This is a genomic window from Actinomadura sp. NPDC023710 (assembly GCF_040639875.1).
GTDB lineage: Bacteria > Actinomycetota > Actinomycetes > Streptosporangiales > Streptosporangiaceae > Spirillospora > Spirillospora citrea.
The window spans coordinates 159,937-178,491 of record NZ_JBFAGB010000014.1 but is presented as its reverse complement, the minus strand read 5'-3'; the positions used below and the strand labels follow the sequence as shown (position 1 = coordinate 178,491).

At 74.3% G+C, this 18,555-nt stretch carries 22 protein-coding genes and 1 riboswitch; of the genes, 8 read left to right on the top strand and 14 right to left on the bottom strand.

Annotation, left to right across the window (positions count from 1 at the left end; all coding sequences use genetic code 11):
* Positions 1 to 12: 12 nt before the first annotated feature.
* From AB0H37_RS18540 to thiO, 4 genes are all read right to left on the bottom strand, one after another.
* A complete protein-coding gene (locus AB0H37_RS18540; RefSeq protein WP_179833778.1) occupies positions 13 to 984 on the bottom strand; it encodes a DMT family transporter in 972 nt (323 codons plus the stop codon).
* 135 nt (positions 985 to 1,119) lie between these two features.
* A complete protein-coding gene (locus AB0H37_RS18535) occupies positions 1,120 to 1,923 on the bottom strand; it encodes a thiazole synthase (protein ID WP_329093302.1) in 804 nt (267 codons plus the stop codon).
* A 2-nt stretch (positions 1,924 to 1,925) separates the two neighbouring features.
* Positions 1,926 to 2,126: a sulfur carrier protein ThiS gene (thiS, locus tag AB0H37_RS18530; RefSeq protein ID WP_360613935.1), complete on the bottom strand. Its 201-nt coding sequence runs from the start codon at positions 2,124 to 2,126 to the stop codon at positions 1,926 to 1,928.
* The gene (gene thiO, locus AB0H37_RS18525) at positions 2,123 to 3,250 is read right to left on the bottom strand and encodes a glycine oxidase ThiO (RefSeq protein WP_360613933.1); all 1,128 of its coding nucleotides are present in this window, start codon (positions 3,248 to 3,250) and stop codon (positions 2,123 to 2,125) included. The genes thiS and thiO overlap by 4 nt, the downstream gene beginning before the upstream one ends.
* Positions 3,240 to 3,353: riboswitch (TPP riboswitch) on the bottom strand. (Overlaps the previous gene by 11 nt.)
* A 92-nt stretch (positions 3,354 to 3,445) precedes the next feature.
* On the opposite strand from thiO, the gene AB0H37_RS18520 reads away from it, so the two are divergent.
* The 4 genes from AB0H37_RS18520 to AB0H37_RS18505 all read left to right on the top strand — a co-directional run bounded on the left by AB0H37_RS18520 (position 3,446) and on the right by AB0H37_RS18505 (position 6,127).
* Positions 3,446 to 4,681 carry an FAD-dependent oxidoreductase gene (locus tag AB0H37_RS18520; RefSeq protein ID WP_360613932.1) on the top strand — a complete coding sequence of 412 codons (1,236 nt, stop codon included), beginning with the start codon at positions 3,446 to 3,448 and terminating at the stop codon, positions 4,679 to 4,681.
* A gap of 58 nt (positions 4,682 to 4,739) precedes the next feature.
* On the top strand, positions 4,740 to 5,114 hold the full coding sequence (locus tag AB0H37_RS18515) for a helix-turn-helix domain-containing protein (protein WP_179833783.1): 375 nt from the start codon (positions 4,740 to 4,742) through the stop codon (positions 5,112 to 5,114).
* 107 nt (positions 5,115 to 5,221) lie between these two features.
* Positions 5,222 to 5,908: a thiamine phosphate synthase gene (gene thiE / locus AB0H37_RS18510; RefSeq protein WP_179833784.1), complete on the top strand. Its 687-nt coding sequence runs from the start codon at positions 5,222 to 5,224 to the stop codon at positions 5,906 to 5,908.
* 60 nt (positions 5,909 to 5,968) lie between these two features.
* Entirely contained in the window at positions 5,969 to 6,127 is a 159-nt protein-coding gene (locus tag AB0H37_RS18505; protein WP_179278861.1) for a hypothetical protein, read from the top strand.
* 13 nt (positions 6,128 to 6,140) lie between these two features.
* Here the strand turns inward: AB0H37_RS18505 and AB0H37_RS18500 are convergent, their stop codons facing one another.
* The 4 genes from AB0H37_RS18500 to AB0H37_RS18485 form a co-directional block, all read right to left on the bottom strand.
* The gene (locus AB0H37_RS18500) at positions 6,141 to 7,229 is read right to left on the bottom strand and encodes a serine/threonine-protein kinase (protein ID WP_329093292.1); all 1,089 of its coding nucleotides are present in this window, start codon (positions 7,227 to 7,229) and stop codon (positions 6,141 to 6,143) included.
* A 91-nt stretch (positions 7,230 to 7,320) separates the two neighbouring features.
* The gene (locus tag AB0H37_RS18495) at positions 7,321 to 9,474 is read right to left on the bottom strand and encodes a glycoside hydrolase family 3 C-terminal domain-containing protein (RefSeq protein WP_360613928.1); all 2,154 of its coding nucleotides are present in this window, start codon (positions 9,472 to 9,474) and stop codon (positions 7,321 to 7,323) included.
* Positions 9,471 to 10,055 carry a carboxymuconolactone decarboxylase family protein gene (locus AB0H37_RS18490; protein WP_360613926.1) on the bottom strand — a complete coding sequence of 195 codons (585 nt, stop codon included), beginning with the start codon at positions 10,053 to 10,055 and terminating at the stop codon, positions 9,471 to 9,473. The genes AB0H37_RS18495 and AB0H37_RS18490 overlap by 4 nt, the downstream gene beginning before the upstream one ends.
* Before the next feature lie 93 nt (positions 10,056 to 10,148).
* Positions 10,149 to 11,201 (bottom strand): polyprenyl synthetase family protein, encoded by a 1,053-nt coding sequence (locus AB0H37_RS18485; protein ID WP_329093287.1) that lies wholly within the window; start codon positions 11,199 to 11,201, stop codon positions 10,149 to 10,151.
* A 199-nt stretch (positions 11,202 to 11,400) separates the two neighbouring features.
* On the opposite strand from AB0H37_RS18485, the gene metF reads away from it, so the two are divergent.
* Complete coding sequence (metF, locus tag AB0H37_RS18480) at positions 11,401 to 12,336, top strand: methylenetetrahydrofolate reductase [NAD(P)H] (protein ID WP_179833788.1); 936 nt, start codon at positions 11,401 to 11,403, stop codon at positions 12,334 to 12,336.
* Here the strand turns inward: metF and AB0H37_RS18475 are convergent.
* Genes AB0H37_RS18475 through AB0H37_RS18455 form a run of 5 tightly spaced genes read right to left on the bottom strand, consistent with a single transcriptional unit; the run spans position 12,273 to position 14,941 of the window.
* On the bottom strand, positions 12,273 to 12,875 hold the full coding sequence (locus AB0H37_RS18475) for a GNAT family N-acetyltransferase (protein WP_329093283.1): 603 nt from the start codon (positions 12,873 to 12,875) through the stop codon (positions 12,273 to 12,275). The two genes, metF and AB0H37_RS18475, sit on opposite strands and share 64 nt — an antisense overlap.
* A 10-nt stretch (positions 12,876 to 12,885) precedes the next feature.
* On the bottom strand, positions 12,886 to 13,218 hold the full coding sequence (locus AB0H37_RS18470; protein ID WP_329093281.1) for a hypothetical protein: 333 nt from the start codon (positions 13,216 to 13,218) through the stop codon (positions 12,886 to 12,888).
* 9 nt (positions 13,219 to 13,227) lie between these two features.
* Positions 13,228 to 14,070 carry a hypothetical protein gene (locus AB0H37_RS18465; RefSeq protein WP_360613923.1) on the bottom strand — a complete coding sequence of 281 codons (843 nt, stop codon included), beginning with the start codon at positions 14,068 to 14,070 and terminating at the stop codon, positions 13,228 to 13,230.
* Between the two features lie 56 nt (positions 14,071 to 14,126).
* Positions 14,127 to 14,477: an arsenate reductase family protein gene (locus tag AB0H37_RS18460; RefSeq protein ID WP_360613921.1), complete on the bottom strand. Its 351-nt coding sequence runs from the start codon at positions 14,475 to 14,477 to the stop codon at positions 14,127 to 14,129.
* On the bottom strand, positions 14,477 to 14,941 hold the full coding sequence (locus AB0H37_RS18455) for a YbaK/EbsC family protein (RefSeq protein ID WP_360613919.1): 465 nt from the start codon (positions 14,939 to 14,941) through the stop codon (positions 14,477 to 14,479). The genes AB0H37_RS18460 and AB0H37_RS18455 overlap by 1 nt, the downstream gene beginning before the upstream one ends.
* Before the next feature lie 23 nt (positions 14,942 to 14,964).
* On the opposite strand from AB0H37_RS18455, the gene AB0H37_RS18450 reads away from it, so the two are divergent.
* The 3 genes from AB0H37_RS18450 (at position 14,965) to AB0H37_RS18440 (ending at position 17,903) form a co-directional block, all read left to right on the top strand.
* The gene (locus AB0H37_RS18450) at positions 14,965 to 15,753 is read left to right on the top strand and encodes a L,D-transpeptidase family protein (RefSeq protein WP_329093274.1); all 789 of its coding nucleotides are present in this window, start codon (positions 14,965 to 14,967) and stop codon (positions 15,751 to 15,753) included.
* 261 nt (positions 15,754 to 16,014) lie between these two features.
* Entirely contained in the window at positions 16,015 to 16,518 is a 504-nt protein-coding gene (locus AB0H37_RS18445; protein ID WP_089312401.1) for an SAV_6107 family HEPN domain-containing protein, read from the top strand.
* Between the two features lie 197 nt (positions 16,519 to 16,715).
* Entirely contained in the window at positions 16,716 to 17,903 is a 1,188-nt protein-coding gene (locus tag AB0H37_RS18440) for a CoA transferase (protein WP_329093272.1), read from the top strand.
* On the opposite strand, the gene AB0H37_RS18435 is transcribed toward AB0H37_RS18440, so the two are convergent.
* On the bottom strand, positions 17,890 to 18,444 hold the full coding sequence (locus tag AB0H37_RS18435; RefSeq protein WP_360613917.1) for a hypothetical protein: 555 nt from the start codon (positions 18,442 to 18,444) through the stop codon (positions 17,890 to 17,892). The genes AB0H37_RS18440 and AB0H37_RS18435 overlap by 14 nt on opposite strands.
* Between the last annotated feature and the right edge of the window lie 111 nt (positions 18,445 to 18,555).

The following is an 18,555-nucleotide window of genomic DNA, read 5'->3' as shown; positions in this document are numbered from 1 at the left end:
GCATGGATCTCATCAGTCGCGAGTATGAGCATCGATGAGCCCGGAGGGTGACACCTCCGGGGCGCCCGGTTCGGGCGTGACGGGCGGGACGCGGCGGCGCAGCGTCCGCGTGCTGCGGGAGACGGCCACGCCGGCGAGGCACAGCAGCCCGCCGCCGAGGGTGACCAGCCCGGGGACCTCGTCGAGGAACAGCCACGACATCCCCACCACGAGGGCGGGCGCGGCGTAGGTGGTGGCGCCCATCTTCCCGGCGGTCGTGCGGGCCAGGGCGTATCCCCAGGTCGTGAAGGCGACCGCGGTCGGGAAGACGCCCAGATAGACCATGTTGAGGGTGGCGCCCGCGGAGGCGTCCGCGGCCTGCGAGACGAGCTGCCCGGAGAACGGCAGGCAGGCGACCGCGCCGATCGCGCAGGAGAACGTGGTGAACTGCAGCGCCGACGCGTGCCTCAAGGCCGGCTTCTGGGCGACGACGCCCGCCGCGTAGGTGACGGCGGCGGCCAGGCAGAGCAGCACCCCGCCGACGGACGAGCGTCCGTCGCCCGACATCGACAGTCCGACGACGGCGGCGCCGGCGAACGACACGGCCATGCCGAGCATCAGCCGGGACGACAGGCCCTCCTTCAGCAGCCAGCCGCCGAGGAGCGCGATGAGGATCGGCCCGATGTTGACGACGAGGGCGGCGGTGCCCGCGTCCACCAGCTGCTCGCCCCAGTTCAGCACGACCATGTAGGCGCCGAACCACAGGACGCCGGCGGTGACGATGCCGGGCCAGGCGGCCTTGGGCGGCAGGCCCCCGCCCCGGACGAGCCAGATCGTCCCCAGCACGACCGTCCCGGAAAGGAGGCGGCCGAGGGCGAGGGCGCCGGGACTGTACTCGGCGCCCGCACTGCGGATGGCGACGAAGGCCGAGGCCCAGAACACCACCGTGACCGTCGCCGCCGCCACCGCGAGCTTGCCGGCGCGCGCGCCGCTGTCCTGCTGCATGTCACGCACCTTAGGGAGAGGACGTTTCCATCAACACCGAAGCGTTCTGTGGGGTTGCGCCCCGGTATGCCCAGTCTGATGGCGCGTGACTTTTCAGGTCCAGCGAAATCTTCTACAGGTGGATCTTTAGCATCGCTACGAGGTCGCGAGTCCGTCGAACGGGGAGGACGCCTGGGCGTAGCGGCGCTTGGGGATGCGCCCGGCGAGCCGCGCGAGCCGCCCGCCCTCGACCGCGTGCCGCATCGCGGCGGCCATCCGCGCCGGGGACTGCGCGCGGGTGACGGCGGTCGCGAGGAGCACGGCGTCGCAGCCGAGCTCCATGGCCAGGGCCGCGTCGGACGCCGTGCCGAGCCCCGCGTCCAGGATCACCGGGACGGTCGCGCGCTCGACGATCAGCTCGATGTTGTGCGGGTTGCGGATGCCGAGGCCCGACCCGATCGGGGAGCCGAGCGGCATCACGGCCGCGCAGCCGATCTGCTCCAGCCGGTGCGCCAGGACCGGGTCGTCACTGGTGTAGGGCAGGACGACGAAGCCGTCGTCGACGAGCTGCTCGGCGGCCTCGACCAGCTCGATCGGGTCGGGCAGCAGCGTGCGCTCGTCGGCGATCACCTCTAGCTTGACCCAGTTCGTCCCGAGCGCCTCCCGGGCGAGCTTGGCGGTCAGGACGGCCTCGCCCGCGGTGAAGCAGCCGGCGGTGTTCGGCAGCACCCGGATGCCGCACTCGGTCAGCACGTCCAGCACCGAGCCGCGGGCGGACGGGTCCACCCTGCGCATCGCGACCGTGGTGAGCGCCGTCCCGGACGCGGTCAGCGCCTCGCGCAGCACCGCCATGCTCGGCGCCCCGCCCGTTCCCATGATCAGCCGCGAGCCCAGCTCCTCGCCCGCGATGACCAGCCCGTCGGTGCCCGCTTCTCCGGGGCCCGCTTTTCCGGTGTCCATCCTCAACCTCCCTGGACCGCGGTCAGCACTTCGATGCGGTCGGCGTCCCGCAGGGGCGTGGCCTCCCACTCCGCGCGCCGGACGACCTCGTCGTTCAGCGCCGCCGCCACGCCCGTCGCGACGGCCGTGACGGACGCGACGACCTCGGCCACGCTCACGCCGTCGGGCAGCTCGCGCGCCTCACCGTTGACGATCACTTTCATGCGCTCACCTCGGGGGAGAAGCGGTCGGGGGCGAACGGCCCGGCGACCTCGGGGACGGGCCCGTCCAGCAGCATCGCGGACAGGATGTCGGCGCTCACCGGCGTGAGCAGGATGCCGTTGCGGAAGTGCCCGGTGCCCACGAGCAGCCCGGGCAGCGCGGTCGGGCCCATCACGGGCGCGTTGTCGGGGGAGCCGGGCCGCAGCCCGGCGCAGACCTCCGCGAACTCCAGCTCGGTGATGCCGGGCAGCAGCTCGCGGGCGTCGCGCAGCAGCTCCCACAGCCCGCCGGCGGTGACGCGCGTGTCGAAGCCCAGCTCCTCCTGCGTGGCGCCGAGGACGATCTCCCCGTCCGCACGCGGCACCAGGTAGACCGACGACCCCCGGACGAGGCCGCGGGTCGCCCGCCGCAGGAACGGCGCGCGGGTGCGCAGCCGGATCACCTGGCCCTTGACCGGGCGGACGGGTGGAACGGTCCCGGGAGGCAGGCCGCCGAGGTCGCCCGACCACGGCCCCGCGGCCAGCAGCACCCGGTCCGCGCGGATCACGGTGCCGTCGTCCAGGCCCACGCCGGCGGCGGCGCCGTTCTCGACGACGACGCGCTCGGCCCGCCGCCGGACGAGCCGGACCCCCAGCCGCTCGCACGCCGCCAGCAGCGCCGGGGCGAGCCGGCGGGGGTCGACCGAGCCGTCCTCGGGGGCGAGCAGGCCGCCGCGCACGCCGGGCGCGAGCATCGGCTCCAGCCGCCGGCACTCGCGGCCGGTGAGCGCCTCGGCGGGGATGCCCAGGTCCTCCTGGAAGCGGCGCAGGTCGTCCAGGTGCCGCAGGTCGTCGGAGTCGAAGGCGACCTCGAGGATCCCGTCGGTGCGGTAGCCGGTCTCCAGGCCGGTCAGCTCCTCCAGTTCGGCGACGAAGGCGCCGTACCGGTCGCGGGAGGCGAGGCCGAGCCGCAGCAGCGGCTCCTCGCCGTAGGTCAGCTCGCTGACCGGGGTGAGCATGCCCGCCGCCACGGAGGACGCCCCGGACGCGGGCGCGGGATCGACGAGCGTCACGGCGGCGCCGCCGGCGGCGGTGCGCCAGGCGGTGGCCAGGCCGATCACCCCGGCGCCGATGATGACGATCTGCATGCGCGCTCCCTTCGCCGGCATGATCCGGATCAGGTCGTGGCGGTCGGCGGCCCGTTCAGCCGCCCTCTCAGCCCGGTCGCACCGGACTCCCGCGCTCTGTGCTGTTCTGCTGCCCCCACCTTACGACCTCGGCGAACCGGGCAACTGCCTGGACACCTGTCCATCCCCGGATCGCCGCCCGTTAGGGTGACCTTCATGGAGAGGGTCATCGTCGTGGGTGGCGGGCTGGCCGGCGTGCGCGCCGTGGAAGCCCTGCGGAGCAAGGGGTACGAGGGCGCGCTGACCCTCGTGTCGGCGGAGCGGCACCGGCCCTACGACCGGCCGCCGCTGTCGAAGGCCGTCCTCGCGGGCGAGTCCGACGACACGACCGTCGACGCCGACTGGGACGCGCTGCGCTGCGAGCTGCTGCTCGGCGAGCGCGCCACCGGCCTGCGGCTGGACGAGCCCGGACGGGGCGGAACGGTGGAGTCCACGGCGGGCGACCTGCGCTTCGACGGGCTCGTGATCGCGACCGGCGCCGCCCCGATCACGCTGCCGGGGGAGGGACGCCAGCACGTGCTGCGCACGATCGACGAGGCGCGCGACCTGCGCGCCCGGCTCACCGCGGGCGCCCGCATCGTGATCGTCGGGGCGGGCTGGATCGGCGCCGAGGTCGCGACCACCGCGGCCCGCCGGGGCTGCGCGGTCACCGTCGTGGAGGCGGCCGACACCCCGCTGGCGGGCGCGATCGGGCCCGAGGTCGGCGCGCTCACCGCCCCCTGGTATGCCGAGGCCGGCGTCGAACTGCGGACCGGGGTCAAGGTCGCGGAGGTGCGCGACGGGGGCCTCGCCCTCGCCGGCGGCGGCCGCGTCGACGCCGACGAGGTGGTCGTCGGCGTCGGGGTGCGGCCCGTCCTGTCGTGGCTGGAGGGCTCCGGGCTGCTGCTGGAGCGCGGCGTCGTCACCGACGGCTCGTTCCGGACCTACATGGGCGAGGAGGACACCGGGGCGCCGCGCCCGGACGTCGTGGCGGTCGGCGACTGCGCCGCCTGGTGGTCGCACCGCTACGGGCGGCGGCTCCTCGTCGAGCACTGGGACACCGCGCTGAACGCCCCCGAGGTCGCCGCCGCGGCCCTCCTCGGCCGGGACGCCGTGTACGACGCCGCCCCGTACTTCTGGTCGGAGCAGTTCGGGCGCATGGTCCAGTACGCGGGCGACCACTCGGCGTCCGAGCGGCTCGTGCGCAGGGGCGACCCGTCCGACCCCAGGTGGGCGGTGGCGTGGCTGACCGGCGACCGCCTCGACGCGATCCTCACCGTCGGCCGGCCCCGCGACCTGGTGCAGGCGAGGCGTGTGATCGCCGCCGGGACGCCGGTGGATCCGGAGGCGATCGCCGACCCGGACGTCCCCGTCCGGCAGGCTGTTCGCGCAGAGCGATCGGCGGGGACGTAACGGCTGCGCAGCGGGTTTGAGTCTTCCGAAGGCGTGGTAGCAAGGGGGCGTGACGCAGATGCACGCAACCGTTGACAGCGCACTGGACCCCCGCACCGACGCCCTGGCCGGCGAGTGGCTCACCCTCGGGGAGACCGCCGAGAGACTCGGGATCAGGCCCAACCGGATCAAGCAGCTCATCCACGAGCACCGCATCCTCGCGGTGCGCCGCGGCGGGGAGCCGATGGTGCCCGCGGCCTTCATCAAGGACGGCCAGGTCATCAAGGGTCTTCCCGGTACCCTGACCCTCCTGTCGGACGCCGGCTTCGACGACGCCGAGACGATCCGGTGGCTGTTCACGGCCGACGACACGCTGCCGGGGACGCCGGTGGACGCGCTCACCGAGAACCGGGGGACCGAGGTCCGCCGCCGCGCCCAGGCGCTCGCCTTCTAGGCCGCCGCCGGCGGCGCACGACGCACGTGACACGATCGCGGGGTCGCGCGCGGCGGGTCACCGCGCGCGCGACTCCGTGATCACCTGTGGAAAGGACGTCCCCGGCCGTGTCCAGGCACCTCCCCACCGAGCGCGCCGTCGCGCTGCGCGCCCGGCTGAGCCGAGCCCGCCTCTACCTCTGCACGGACGCGCGCGAGCGCCAGGGTGACCTGCCGGCCTTCCTCGACGCCGTGCTCGCGGGCGGCGTCGACCTCGTCCAGCTCCGCCAGAAGGGCCTGGAGGCCCGGCAGGAGACGGCCTACCTGGAGGTGTTCCGGGCGGCGTGCGAGCGGCACGGGGCGCTGCTGGCCGTCAACGACCGGGCCGACATCGCGCACGCGGTCGGCGCCGACGTGCTGCACCTCGGCCAGGACGACCTGCCGGTGCCCGCCGCCCGCGAGATCGTCGGCGGCGACATGCTGATCGGCCGGTCGACGCACTCCGGCGAGCAGGCGTCGGCGGCGGCCGCCGAGCCCGGCGCCGACTACTTCTGCGCGGGCCCGGTGTGGCCCACGCCGACCAAGCCCGGCCGCCCCGCCCCCGGCCCGAAGCTGCTGGAGTACGTCGCGGCGCAGCGCGTCGCGCGGCCCTGGTTCGCGATCGGCGGCATCGACCTCGGCAACCTGGACGAGGTCCTCGCCGCGGGCGCGGAGCGCGTCGTGGTGGTCCGGGCGATCACCGAGGCCGACGATCCGGGCGCCGCCGCGGCGCGGTTCGCGCGCCGGCTGGCCGCCCGGCCGCTCGGCACCGGCTGACCGCACGGTTTGACGCGGATCACGGTGCGGGCCGCGGCCCCGTCGCCGACAATGGGGATCATGAGCGTGGGACCTGACGACGACCGCACGGTCGACCTGGACGACGACCTGGACGTCCTGCCGGACCAGACGTCCGACGACACCGACGCCGGCTGGGGCGAGTGGCGTACCGGCGACGACGACGCGCGCCTGCTGGAGGACCGGCCGCCGCACTGGTGAGCGGCCGCCCGGGTCAGGTCAGGACGCCGAGGAGGAACCCGGCCGCCACGACGGCGCCGAGCGCGACCATCATCCGCCACCGGTAGCGCGGGATCCGCGTCGGGCGCGGCTTCGGCGCCGGGGCCTGACCCTCGCGCAGCGCCCGGACGATCTGCGACGCGGTCGGGCGCGCGGCGGGGTTCTTGTCCAGGCAGCGGGCCGCGAGTTCGCGCAGCGGGCCCTGCATGTCGCCGAGGTCGGGCTTGCGGGACGTCACGCGCCGCATGACGGCCGCGCTCGGCCCGGTGCCGAACGGCGGGCGCCCGGTCGCGGCGAACACCATCGCGGCGCCCCACGCGAACACGTCGGCGGGCGGCCCGACCGGCTCGTCCTCGATCTGCTCGGGCGCCATGTAGGCGGGCGTCCCGACCGGGCCGGTGGTCAGCGGGGTCGCGTCGGCGGTGCGGGCGATGCCGAAGTCGATGACCTTGGCGCCGTCCGGGCCGAGCAGCACGTTGCCGGGCTTGAAGTCGCGGTGCACGATCCCGGCGCGGTGGATCGCCGCCAGCGCGGCGGCGGTCCGCAGCGCGAGCTTGCGGAGCCGCGGCGGGGCGAGCGGGCCGTGGTCGGCGACGACGTGCTGGAGCGAGGGCCCCTCGACGAACTCGCTGACGATGTAGGGGCGGTCGCCGGTCATGTCGGCGTCCAGGACGCGCGCGGTGTGCCGCCCGGACACCCGCAGGGCCGCGTCCGCCTCCTTGGCGAAGCGGCTGCGCGCCCGCTGGCCGGCCGCCACGCCGCCGCGCAGCAGCTTGACGGTGACGAGATCGCCGTCGCCGTCCCGGCCGAGGTAGACGACGCCCTGGCCGCCCTCGCCGAGCCGCCCGAGCAGCGTGTAGGCGCCGAGGCCGCACGGGTCGTCGGGGCCGAGCGGGGCGCCGGCCCGGTGGTCGCGGCCGTGCGCGGGCCGGGCCGGGACGCGGCCCGGCCCCGGGTGCGCCTTGGCCGGGCGGCCGGCGTGCGCGCCGTGGGGCTGGCCGGCGCGGGCGGCGCGGCCGGGGCGGGGAGAAGAGGATCGCGGGGGATGGGGGTCCGTCCTCCCGCGGGAGGTGTCGTGCGGCACTGGGGACTCCGACTCGGCGGGGGCGGACGAAGATCTCCCCATTTGTACCGCGTAATCGGAACGTGGGGCAGGGGAACCGGGATCTTCTCCGTCAGCGGCACGCCCCGAGTGCCGCGGAGCCGACGATCCGCCGGGACGACTCGCCCACCATGATCTTGTAGCAGCCGGCGGCGACCTTCCACGCCTTCGCCTCCTCGTTCCAGTAGGCGAACGAGCGCGACGACAGCGGGAACGTCACCTTCGCGCTCCGCCCGGGCGCAAGGGCGACCTTGGCGTATCCCTTGAGCTGCTTGGGCGGTTGCGGGACCTCCGCGCCCGGCGAGGGCATGCCGATGTACAGCTGCGGCACGGCGACCCCGGCTCGTCGACCGGTGTTGGTGACGGTCAGCTGCACGGACTTGGAGGTCGCGACCAGCCCGCTGTAGGCGAACGTGGTGTAGGACAGGCCGTGCCCGAACGGGAACCGGGGCGCGATGCCCTTCGCGTCGTAGTGCCGGTAGCCGACCATGACCCCCTCGGAGAACGTGGTGTTCTTGTCGAGACCGGGGTACTGCGCCGGATTCCCGGACACGGGCGCGTCGTTCTCGTTGGCGGGGAACGTCACGGGAAGCCGTCCGCCGGGGTCCACGTCCCCGTACAGGACGCGGGCCAAGGCGTCCCCCGCTTCCTGACCCGGATACCAGGCCTCGACGATGCCCCTCACCTGTCCCGCCCAGGGCGTCAGCACGGGCCCGCCCGTGTTCAGCACGACGACCGTGTTGGGATTGGCCTTGGCGACCTCGGAGATCAGCCCGTCCTGGTCGCCCCTGAGCGGCTCACCGCATCGCAGCGTCAGGCACGACTTGTCGAAGAACTCGCCCTGGCTGTCGGTCGCGAACACGATGGCGAGGTCGGCGGCGCGGGCAGTGTCGGCGGCGCCCCCGCGGTCGTCGCCGTCGTGGTAGGTCACCCTGGTTCCGGAGCCCGCGCGGCGGGAGAGGCCGTCCTGCGCGCTCACGGTCGCGAACGGGACGACCTTCGCCGAGCCGAAGCCGCTCGGGCTCTGCCGCGCGGCCCGCCCGATCAGCGCGATCGACCCCGGGGCCCGGAGCGGGAGGACGCCGTCGTTCTTCAGCAGCGTGATCCCGCCCTCCTCGACGACCCGGGCGGCGTTCCGGCTCGCCGTCCGGTCGGCGCGGCCGAGGTCGTTGGGATACGCCTGCCGGTCGAACACCCCGAACCTGAACATCGTCCGCAGGACGGCGCGCACGTGTGCGTCGATGGCGGCCTGCGTGACCTTCTTCTGCGCGACGGCCAGCTTCAGCAGGAACGCGTTGTACTTCATGCCGAAGGGCAGTTCCATGTCCAGCCCGCCGTTGGCGGCGCCGGCGGCGTCCTGCACGGCGGTGTGGTCGGACGGGACGAACCCCGTGAACCCCCACTCCGACCGGAGGATCCCGTTGAGGACGGCGTCGTCCTGGCAGGCCCACCGGCCGTTCAGCTTGCCGAACCCGCACATCACCGTCGCGGTGCCCGCGTCCTTCACCGCGGCCTCGAACGGCGGCAGGTAGATCTCGCGGAGCGTGCGCGGGTCGACGTTCATGCCGAGCGACAGCCGGTCGGTCTCCTGCGTGTAGACGGCCATGTGCTTGACCGAGGTCATCACGCCCTGCGCCTGCGCGCCCCGGATCCACGGCACGCCGAGGGTCGCCGACAGGTAGGGGTCCTCGCCGAACCCCTCGAACGTCCGGCCGTTGCGGGGCGTGCGCAGGACGTCCACGGTCGGGCCGAAGACCAGGTCGTTGCCCCGGTGCCTGGCCTCCCACGCGACCGTCCCGCCGTACAGCCGGGCCGCCTCCGGGTCGAAGGCCGCCGCGAGCGCGATCGGCGCGGGCAGCGCCGTCGCCGTGCCCTGCCGGACGCCGGCCGGGCCGTCGGCCATGCGGACCGGCGGGATGCCGAGCCGGTCGATCCCGTCGGCGGTGTCGGCGTGCGCGTTCTCGGAGAAACCGCCGAGCGGCCCGCCGAGCGGATCGTCCGACGCGAGCATCGAGATCTTCTCGTCGTCGGTCATCCGCGGCAGCAGCAGCGCCGCCCGCCGGTCGGGCGCCAGCGCGGCGTCGCACCACGGCCGCCGGGCCGGGTCGCCGCAGCGCCCGGCCGCCGCCCGCGCCTCGCCGGGCGCGGACGCCGCGGTCACCACCGCCGTCAGGGCCAGCGCGGAGGCGACCGCGAGCGCCGCCGGCAGCCCGCGTCCCGGCCTCATCCGCCCGCCCCCTCCTCGCGCGGAACCTGATCCTCGTGCCGGCCGTCATCCTCGTTCTGGACGCGCAGGGCGTTCAGCGTGAAGGCGACCATGTGGTAGTGGCCGATCAGCATCACCAGCTCGATCAGCTCGTGCTCCCCGAAGCGCGTGGCCAGCTCCGTCCACGTCGCGTCGCTGACCGTGCCGCGCTCGTGCAGCTCGTCCGCGGCCGCCAGCACCATGCGGTCGTCGTCGCTCCAGCCGTGCCCGTTCGGATCCTCGCGGAGCGCGGCGATCTCGTCCTCGGTGAGCCCCGCGTCCAGCGCGACCCGGCGGTGGTGGTCCCACTCGTACGCGCAGGACCGGTGGTGCGCCGTGCGCAGGATCGCCAGCTCGCGGTCGCGGGCGCCCAGCGTCCCGTTCATCAGCAGCATCGAGCCGAACCCGATCCACGACCGGAACAGCTCCGGGTGCCGGGCGAGCGTGGTGATGACGTTGAGGGGCCCGATCGTCTCGGTCACGGCCCTGACCACGTCGTCCCACTCCTCCTCGGGGAGCGGGTCGAAGCGCGGGACGCGGTCTCCTGAGGTGTCGGCGCACATGGCGACATTTCTGCCACCAATCAGTGGGAAAGTTCTAGTGCGCCGGGGAAAGTTGGCCGAATCGTGTCACGGGAGGCGCGTGCGACGGCGGCCTCACGTGTTGCGCGTGGTGGCCGCCACCGCGAGCTCCGCCAGCGCCTCCCGGGCGCCGGCGGTGACGGGGGCCGCCCGCAGGGCCTTCTCCGCCTCGCGCAGGTAGCGCTCGATCATGGCCTCGCACGCGGCGAGGCCCCCGGTCTCCTCGATGATGGCGCGCAGCTCGTCCACGCCGGGGCGGTCCAGCGCCGGGTCGCCGAGGCGGCGCTCCAGCGCCGCGGCCTGGGCCGCGGAGGCACGTTCCAAGGTGAGGGCGACCAGGACGGTCCGCTTGCCCTCGCGCAGGTCGTCGCCGGCGGGCTTGCCGGTCTCGGCCGGGTCGCCGAACACGCCGAGCACGTCGTCGCGGAGCTGGAAGGCGATGCCGAGCGGCAGACCGTAGCCGGTGAGCGCGGCCGCCACGTCGGGACGGGCCCCGGCCAGGGCCGCGCCGAGGTGCAGCGGGCGCTCGATCGTGTACTTGGCGCTCTTGTACTCCACCACGCGCAGCGCCGTCGCGACGTTCGCCTGGCGGCGCGCCCCCTCCAGCATGTCGAGGTACTGGCCGCACATGACCTCGGTGCGCATGAGGTCGTAGACCGCCCGGCCGCGCAGCCTGCTCGCGCCGTCCAGCCCGGAGGTCTCGAACATCTCGCCCGACCAGGCCAGGCACAGGTCGCCGAGCAGGATGGCGGCGCCCCCGCCGAAGGACTCGGCGTCGCCCGGCCACGCCTGCGCGCGGTGCAGCGCCTCGAAGCGCCGGTGGGCGGACGGCTGGCCGCGCCGGGTGTCGCTGGAGTCCATCACGTCGTCGTGGATCAGCGCGCTCGCCTGGAGCAGCTCCAGGGACGCGGCGGCGGCCACGATGCCGGGCCCGTCCTCGCCGCCCGCCGCGCGCCACCCCCAGTAGCAGAACGCCGGCCGCAGCCGCTTCCCGCCGCCGAGCAGGGCGTCCAGGGCCGACAGCAGCGGTGCGAGGTCCTCGCTGATGGCGCGCAGCGCGGGGCGCCGGAGGTCGACGAAGGCCAGCAGCGCCTCGTCGACCTCCTTGCGGATCCGGGTGGTCGACATGCCGAGATCGTATCCACCTGGGTGCTTTCCACCCTCCATCACGAGCGTGTGATGTCACTAGATCTTCAGAAATATGGACATAACGCATGTTGGGTGTGGCGAGCATCACGCGGATCGGCGGCCCCGGGCGGTGCCCTCCGCCGCCCTCCGCTGCCCTCTGTTCCGGTCCGCCCGGGCGGCGCTTCTGTAGGCTTGGGGAATGCGACGCGTACGCCCCGACAGGCCCCCCACCGTCCGAGAACTGCTCGCTTCGGGCGAGCGCTCGTTCTCGTTCGAGTTCTTCCCGCCCAAGACCGACAAGGGCGCGCGGAACCTGTGGCGTACGATCCGCGAGCTGGAGTCCCTGCACCCGACGTTCGTGTCCGTCACCTACGGCGCGGGCGGCGGCACCCGCGACACGACCGTCGACATCGTCGAGCGCATCGCCACCGACACCACCCTCACGCCGGTCGCGCACTTCACCGCCGTGAACCACTCGCAGGCCGAGCTCCGCAACCTGATCGGCCGGTTCGCCGCCGTCGGCGTCCGCAACGTCCTGGCGCTGCGCGGCGACCCGCCCGGCGACCCGATGGGGGAGTGGGTCAAGCACCCGGACGGCGTGGAGTACGCCGCCGAGCTGGTCCGGATGATCCGCTCCTACGGCGACTTCAGCGTCGGCGTCGCCGCGTTCCCCTACAAGCACCCGCGCTCGCGCGACATCGAGAGCGACACCCGCCACTTCGTGGCCAAGTGCCGGGCCGGCGCCGACTACGCGATCACCCAGATGTTCTTCCGCGCCGAGGACTACTTCCGGCTGCGCGACCGCGTCGACGCCGCCGGCTGCGACGTGCCGATCCTGCCCGGCATCATGCCGGTCACCCGGCTCAGCACGATCGAGCGGTCCGAGCAGCTGTCGGGCGCGCCGTTCCCGCCCGAGGTCAGGGCACGCTTCGAGGCCGTCGCCGACGACCCGGAGGCCGTCCGCCGGCTCGGCATCGAGCACGCGGCCGAGCTGTGCTGCGAACTGCTCGACCAGGGCGCGCCGGGCATCCACTTCATCACGTTCAACCAGTCCACGGCGACGCGCGAGGTCTACTCGCTGCTGGACGGCGCCGGGTACGGCGCCAGGGGCAGCGTCCCGCCCATCACCGCGTAGCGGGGTCCGCCGCCCGGGAACTCGAAGTCGGTCAGCAGGTCGACCATGCCGACCGAACGGTAGAGGGTGCGCGCCGGGGTGTCCGGCCTCCTGTCGAGCGTCGACAGCACGACCGTCCGCTCCGGCCGCCCGTTGCAGAGCGCGGTGAGCAGGGCCCGGCCGAGGCCCTTGCCCTGCGCCTGCGGATGGACGTGCAGTTCGGCGACCTCGAAGGCGTTCTCCAGCCACGAGTCGGCGTGCTCGGGCCCCTCCCGGTCGGACAGCGCCTGGTGGACGACGTCGTGCCACCACTGGCCGCGCGCCCCGTGGAATCCGTAGGCGAACCCCTGGACGGGCGCCGGCATGACGGGCAGCGCTCCGCGCCGCTCGACCACGCACGCGCGGAACCCCGGATACGAGGCATGCCGCTCCATGATGGTGTGCCGGCCCGGGAGCTGCTCGTTCGGCGGCTCCATCGCGGCCGCGTACACGTCCAGCATGGGGCTCAGCCTGCGTAGGAAGGCACGTTCGTCGATCTCGCGCAGCTTCGGGTCCCTCACCCGACAGAGACTAGACCCGCGTGACGGTCCGCTGGGTGACGGAAAGCCGATCGTAGAGGTCCCAGAGGATCCGGTCGGCGGCCTTCCGCAGCGTTCCGCGGTTGGCGTCCAGCTGCCCGCCCCACTCGCGCGCCTCCGGGCCGAGCCACGCGTCCGTCCCGCCGAGCGACTTCACGGGCCCGTCCAGTGCCTGGCGGAGCCGGTCGATGCTGCCGTAGGCGTCCGCGTACGCCTGGTAGAGCTGCTGGTACTCCGGATTCGGCTGCTCGGCGGGCGACAGCCGCGCCGAAGCGGCGCCCGTGATCGGCGGGGGCAGGCTGCCGGGAGGCGGTGGAGCGGCCATGGCGACCTCTCAGGCGGTGGCGGTGGACGGGTGCAGGTCGAGCCTGGCGATGGCCTCGCGCGTGCGGCCGCTCATGTCGGCCCCCAGGAGCACCTGGACGGCGACGGGACGGACCCCGGCGTGGTCGGCCCCGGCCAGGAAGGCGCGCAGCCATCTCACGTCCATCGTCAGATGGTGGCTGGACGTGCCGAGGGACTGCTGCACGGCCTCCAGCCTCGCCTTGTCCCCCTGGGCGGCCTTCAGCAGACCGGCGGCGCCCGCCGGGCCGAGACGCTCGTACAGCTTCTCGGTGTAGTCGGGGTCGCCGGCGTTGGCCTCCAGGTGTCTCCACACCGGGTCCGGGACGGGGCGGCCGTGCTGGACGGACGCCGCCGCGGCCAGTGCGTCGGCCTTGGCGGCCCGGGCGGCGGCCGGCCGGTCGGGGAAGCTGCCGAGATCGCCGGCGCCGTGCGGGGTCGGCCGCGGCGCCGCCTTCGGGGGCGAGGTCCGGTGCGGCGGCGCCTTCACCGGGCGCGGCGTCCCCACCGGGCCGCCGCCGGTCTTGCGCGGCACCGGAGCCGGGGTGGGCGCCGGCGGCATGTCGATGCCACCGCCAGGGGAGGGATGCGTGACCGCGAAGTTGTACCGGCGCGTCAGCATCCCGAGCTGCTCGGCGGCCCACCGCGCCACCTCGTCGGCCTGCCTGTACCCGGCCGTGGAGACGCCGGGCGGCGGGCGATGGCCGTTCAGCCACCCCTGGATCGCGTTCTGCGCGTCCTGGAGCTGCCTGATGACCTGGTTGAGCGCGGGCGGGTCGATCCCCCGGAACTCCGGGTCGCGCGCCGCCGGACCCGTCCGCATCTGCGTCGCCATCACCCCTCCGGTGCTCGTCCTTCGCCGTTTCCCGACTCCCCAGAATCACACTGGTGTCACTGGCTGTCGAGTGCCCTGCCCACCGATTCGGCATCGCGCGCCACGACGGCGGTCTCGTCCGCCACGACGATCGGACGCTGGATCAGCACCGGGTTCGCCACCATGACCTCGATCCAGCGGGCCCGGTCGCGTTCGAGGTCCCTGAGCCCGAGCTCCTTGGCGACCGGCTCGTTCAGCCGCGCCACGTCCCACGGCTCGGCGCCGATCCGGGTGAGGACCTCGTCCAGCTCCTGCGCCGTGGGCGGCTCGTCCAGGTAGCGGCGCTCGGTGTACCGCACGCCGGCCTCGTCCAGCGCGGCCTTGGCGGCGCGGCTCTTCGAGCAGCGCGGGTTGTGCCAGAGTTCCATCACTCCACCTCCGCCGGGGCTCCCCCGGTGATCCTCAGCAGTTCGCCGTACGACGTGGGGAAGACGGTGTGCGGGTGCCCGCCCGCCGCCCACACCTCGTCGTACCTTTCCAGCCAGATGTCCACCAGCGTGCGGATCGGCTCCGGATGGCCGACCGGCGCGACGCCCCCGATCGGCTGGCCGGTCGCCTCCCGGACGAACTCCGGCGACGCCCGCCGCACCTTCGCCGCGCCCACCAGCGCCGCGACCTTCACCGTGTCGACGCGGTGCGCGCCGCTGGTCATCACCAGCAGCGGCGACCCGTCGGCGTCGAACACCAGGCTGTTGGCGATCGCGCCGACCTCGCAGCCGAGCTGCTCGGCCGCGGCCTGCGCCGTCCTCGCGGAGTCGGGCAGCTCGACGATCGCTCCCGTCGCGCCCAGGTCGAGCAGAGCCTTCGCGACGATTTCGGCATTCGGATGCATGGGTAGAACTTTAAGGTCAGTGCATGCGAGGGAGAGCGATCGACGTGCGGAAGAGCGCGGTTCTGCTGATCGGGGCCGTCGTCCTGACGGGCTGCAACGACATCGACGCGGCGGGGTCCGCCCCGTCGGAGGAGGCGCCGAAGGGGACGCCGTCCAAGGCGCCGGCGACGCCCACACCGAGCCCCGGGCACCGCAAACTGAAACCGGGCGCCAAGGGGCCCGACGTCCAGGCGCTCCAGCGGCGCCTCAAGGCATTGCACTACGACCCCGGAAAAGCGGACGGGAAGTACGGGCCGTCCACGCAGACGGCCGTGTGGGCGTTCCAGGCGGTGAACCGCCTCAAGCAGAAGAGCACCCTCTCCGCCTCGTTCTGGAAGGCCCTGGACGCTCCCAAGGAGCCGCGGCCGGTGGCCAAGAAGCGCGAGAAGAACCGCGTCGACGTGGATCTGAAGCGCCAGTACCTCGTCCTCTACAAGAGCGGCAGCCCGCGGCTCATCACGCACGTGTCGTCGGGTTCGGGGGAGTACTACTGCGCCAAGGACCGGGGCGCGACCGTCGCGCGCTGCCGCTACGCCACGACCGGCACGGGCGACTTCCGGACGGGACGCCGCGCCTCCGGCTGGGAGACCTCGCCGCTGGGGCAGCTCTACAACCCCATCTACTTCAACGGCGGCATCGCGTTCCACGGCGCCCTGGACGTGCCCATGCACCCCGCCTCGCACGGCTGCGTCCGCATGCCGATGCACATCGCCCGGTACTTCCCGGACGAGGTCGGCACGGGCGTCCCCGTGCATGTCAGGCGGCCTCGCTAGCCTCCGCGCGGGAGCCGCGTCCGGGCCGCTGTCAACCCCGCTGACCTGCGGGATACGACACGCGTTCGAACACGTTGACGAATCGCCGTCAGGGCGGTTTACTGTGAAGCGCGTCGAACTTATGTTCGATGTGGTGCGGGACTCGCGGCCCGCGCCAGGGCGACGTCCCCGCCGATCGCGGTGTTTCGGCGGGACGGACGGCCGGGCGGAGTGAGGGGAAGCTCTCCGCCCGGCCGGCCCGAGCCCCGGAAGGAGGCAGACATGTCCGGAACGATGACCGCACGCGGAGTCCACTCCGCAGCCCAGTCCGTCCCGTCCCCCAGTCCTCGCCCACGCCACCGGCCGATGCCCGCGCCGCGTCCGGCGCACACGGCCGTCGGGCAGTTGCACGCCGCCCGCATGGGCCTCGCCGAGGCGGCCGAGGCCACCTCGCCCGCCGTCCGCTACGTGTGCGCCCACCTGGCGGCGCTGCGCGCGGCCGCCGCGGTCCTGGCGTCCAAGGAGCCTTTGGAGACCCACCGCCGCGGCCGTCCGCGCAGCGTCTGGGTGCTGCTGCCCGAGGCCGAGCCCGCGCTGCGCGAGTGGGCCGCCTTCTTCGCCGCCGGCGCCGACAAGCGCGCCGCCGCCGAGGCGGGCCTGCCGCGCGCCGTCACCCCGCGGGACGCGGAGGAGCTCCTGCACGACGCCGAGGTCTTCGTCACCCTCGTCGAGGACACCCTCGGAGTCGACGGGCAGCCTACGCTCCCCGTCCCCGAAGCCGGCTGAGCCACCCCGGAGGCCGTCCCCCTCCCCGGGCCGGCCCCCGCCGGAGGCCGGGACGCCGCCCCGCCATGGGAGCGGCGTCCCCCTCCGGCGGCCGGACCGATCGCGCCGGCGGGGCCGCGACCCCCCGAGCCGGCCCCTCCGGCGCGGTCTCACCCCGGTCCCCGCGCGGGCGAGGGCCGGTTGGTAGACATGGCCGGATGACCGACCTACTGCCGCTGGACGGGATGCGCGTCGTCGAGTTGTCCAGCTTCGTCGCGACGCCGCTGGGCGGGATGACCCTGGCGCAGCTCGGCGCGGACGTCATCCGCGTGGACCAGATCGGCGGCGGGCCCGACATCGACCGGTGGCCGCTCGCGCCGTCCGGCCGGAGCCTGTACTGGGCCGGGCTGAACAAGGGCAAGCGATCGGTCGCCCTCGACCTGCGCTCGCCCGAAGGCCGCGAACTGGTCGCCGCGCTCGTCGCGGAGGGCGGTGTCGTCCTGACCAACGCGCCGCCGCGGCCAGGGTTGTCCTACGAGGAGCTGAAGGCCGCGCGGCCCGACCTGATCCACGTCCGGCTCCAGGGGACGCGGGAAGGCGGCAACGCCGTCGACTACACGGTGAACGCCGCCATGGGCTTCCCGTCGATCACGGGGCCCGCGGACCTGGAGGCGCCCGTCAACCACGCGCTGCCCGCGTGGGACGTGGCGTGCGGCCTCTACATGGCCGTCGGGCTGCTGGCGGCGGAACGGCACCGGTCGCGCACCGGAGAGGGCCGGCGGATCCAGGTCGCGCTCCAGGACGTCGCCCTGGCCACCGCGGGGAACCTCGGCTACCTCGCAGAGGCTCAGCTCGGCGAGCCCAGAGCGCGCCTGGGCAATCACCTCTTCGGCGACTTCGGTCGCGACTTCGCCACGTCCGACGGACGGGTCATGGTCGCGATCCTCACCGCCCGGCACTGGCGCGACCTGGTGGAGGCGACCGGTCTCGGCGAGGTGGTCGAGGCCCTCGAACGCGCCCTGGGCGCCGACTTCCGCCGCGCCGGCGACCGCCACGCCCACCGCGGGGCGCTCGGCGGCGTGCTCGCGTCCTGGTTCGCCCGCCGCACCTGCGAGCAGGTCGCGGACGGCCTGCGGCGGACGTCCGTCCTGTGGTCGCGCTACCGCGACTTCGCGGAGGTGGCCGCCGGGCTGCGGGACGAGCCGCTCATGGCACCGCTCGACCAGCCGGGCGTGGGCCCGCACCTGGCCCCGGGCTCGCCCGTGCGGCTCGGTGAGACGTCCCCGCCCCCGGTCCCGGCCCCGACCCTCGGCGAGCACACGGACGAGGTGCTCCGGGACGTCCTGGCCCTGTCCGCCGAGCGCGTCGAGGCCCTGCGGGGCAATGGGACGATCATGGGCTGGTGACGCGCGCGGGCTCGCGTCGGCGGCGGCGCCGATAGGCGACGGCCAGGGCGGCGAGGAGCGGGGCCCAGGCCACGAGGGGGAGGTAGAGGAACCCGACCACGGTGTGGCCGGCCGGGGTCATGTCGTCGCCCGGCATGCTCCACCAGGCCGCCAAGGGCGTCCACAGCACGGCGAGGACGGCTACACCGGCCCACGCGGGGATCAGGACCGCCGAGGGCGCGATGGTCCGGCCGCCGATGACCGGGATCCAGCGGGGGACCACCTCGCCCCAGCGCTGCACGAGTCCGAGGGCCGACAGGGCGGCGCCCTCGCTGAGGACGGCGAGCAGGACCAGGTAGCCGGGTCCCCAGAAGCCGGGCGGGCAGACCGTCCGGTAGCCCTCCTCGGTGTATCCGAGGTGGAGGCCCAGGGCGAGGCCGAGCCGCCAGATGCCGGACGGCAGCGCGAGCAGGGTGATCGTGTGCGCGGCCAGGTGCGCCCATCGGGGGGCGGGCCGCACCGCCGGTCGCGCGGCGCGGGCGGGACGGGAGAGCACGGTCATGCGGACGAGCATGTCCGCCCGGGGCGCGGCCGGTCCTCCCGCCGGAGGCCGAACCGGGTCCCCCACAGGGGGGAGGAGGGTGGTTCGTCCCGGTATGAGATTGTTAGGGGA

Coding starts and splice junctions, on each gene's coding strand:
- AB0H37_RS18540 (WP_179833778.1), bottom strand. CDS start 984: ATGCAGCAGGACAGCGGCGCGCGCGCCGGCAAGCTCGCGGTGGCGGCG.
- AB0H37_RS18535 (WP_329093302.1), bottom strand. CDS start 1,923: ATGGACACCGGAAAAGCGGGCCCCGGAGAAGCGGGCACCGACGGGCTG.
- thiS (WP_360613935.1), bottom strand. CDS start 2,126: ATGAAAGTGATCGTCAACGGTGAGGCGCGCGAGCTGCCCGACGGCGTG.
- thiO (WP_360613933.1), bottom strand. CDS start 3,250: ATGCAGATCGTCATCATCGGCGCCGGGGTGATCGGCCTGGCCACCGCC.
- AB0H37_RS18520 (WP_360613932.1), top strand. CDS start 3,446: ATGGAGAGGGTCATCGTCGTGGGTGGCGGGCTGGCCGGCGTGCGCGCC.
- AB0H37_RS18515 (WP_179833783.1), top strand. CDS start 4,740: ATGCACGCAACCGTTGACAGCGCACTGGACCCCCGCACCGACGCCCTG.
- AB0H37_RS18505 (WP_179278861.1), top strand. CDS start 5,969: ATGAGCGTGGGACCTGACGACGACCGCACGGTCGACCTGGACGACGAC.
- AB0H37_RS18495 (WP_360613928.1), bottom strand. CDS start 9,474: ATGAGGCCGGGACGCGGGCTGCCGGCGGCGCTCGCGGTCGCCTCCGCG.
- AB0H37_RS18490 (WP_360613926.1), bottom strand. CDS start 10,055: ATGTGCGCCGACACCTCAGGAGACCGCGTCCCGCGCTTCGACCCGCTC.
- AB0H37_RS18485 (WP_329093287.1), bottom strand. CDS start 11,201: ATGTCGACCACCCGGATCCGCAAGGAGGTCGACGAGGCGCTGCTGGCC.
- metF (WP_179833788.1), top strand. CDS start 11,401: ATGCGACGCGTACGCCCCGACAGGCCCCCCACCGTCCGAGAACTGCTC.
- AB0H37_RS18470 (WP_329093281.1), bottom strand. CDS start 13,218: ATGGCCGCTCCACCGCCTCCCGGCAGCCTGCCCCCGCCGATCACGGGC.
- AB0H37_RS18465 (WP_360613923.1), bottom strand. CDS start 14,070: ATGGCGACGCAGATGCGGACGGGTCCGGCGGCGCGCGACCCGGAGTTC.
- AB0H37_RS18460 (WP_360613921.1), bottom strand. CDS start 14,477: ATGGAACTCTGGCACAACCCGCGCTGCTCGAAGAGCCGCGCCGCCAAG.
- AB0H37_RS18455 (WP_360613919.1), bottom strand. CDS start 14,941: ATGCATCCGAATGCCGAAATCGTCGCGAAGGCTCTGCTCGACCTGGGC.
- AB0H37_RS18450 (WP_329093274.1), top strand. CDS start 14,965: ATGCGAGGGAGAGCGATCGACGTGCGGAAGAGCGCGGTTCTGCTGATC.
- AB0H37_RS18445 (WP_089312401.1), top strand. CDS start 16,015: ATGTCCGGAACGATGACCGCACGCGGAGTCCACTCCGCAGCCCAGTCC.
- AB0H37_RS18440 (WP_329093272.1), top strand. CDS start 16,716: ATGACCGACCTACTGCCGCTGGACGGGATGCGCGTCGTCGAGTTGTCC.
- AB0H37_RS18435 (WP_360613917.1), bottom strand. CDS start 18,444: ATGACCGTGCTCTCCCGTCCCGCCCGCGCCGCGCGACCGGCGGTGCGG.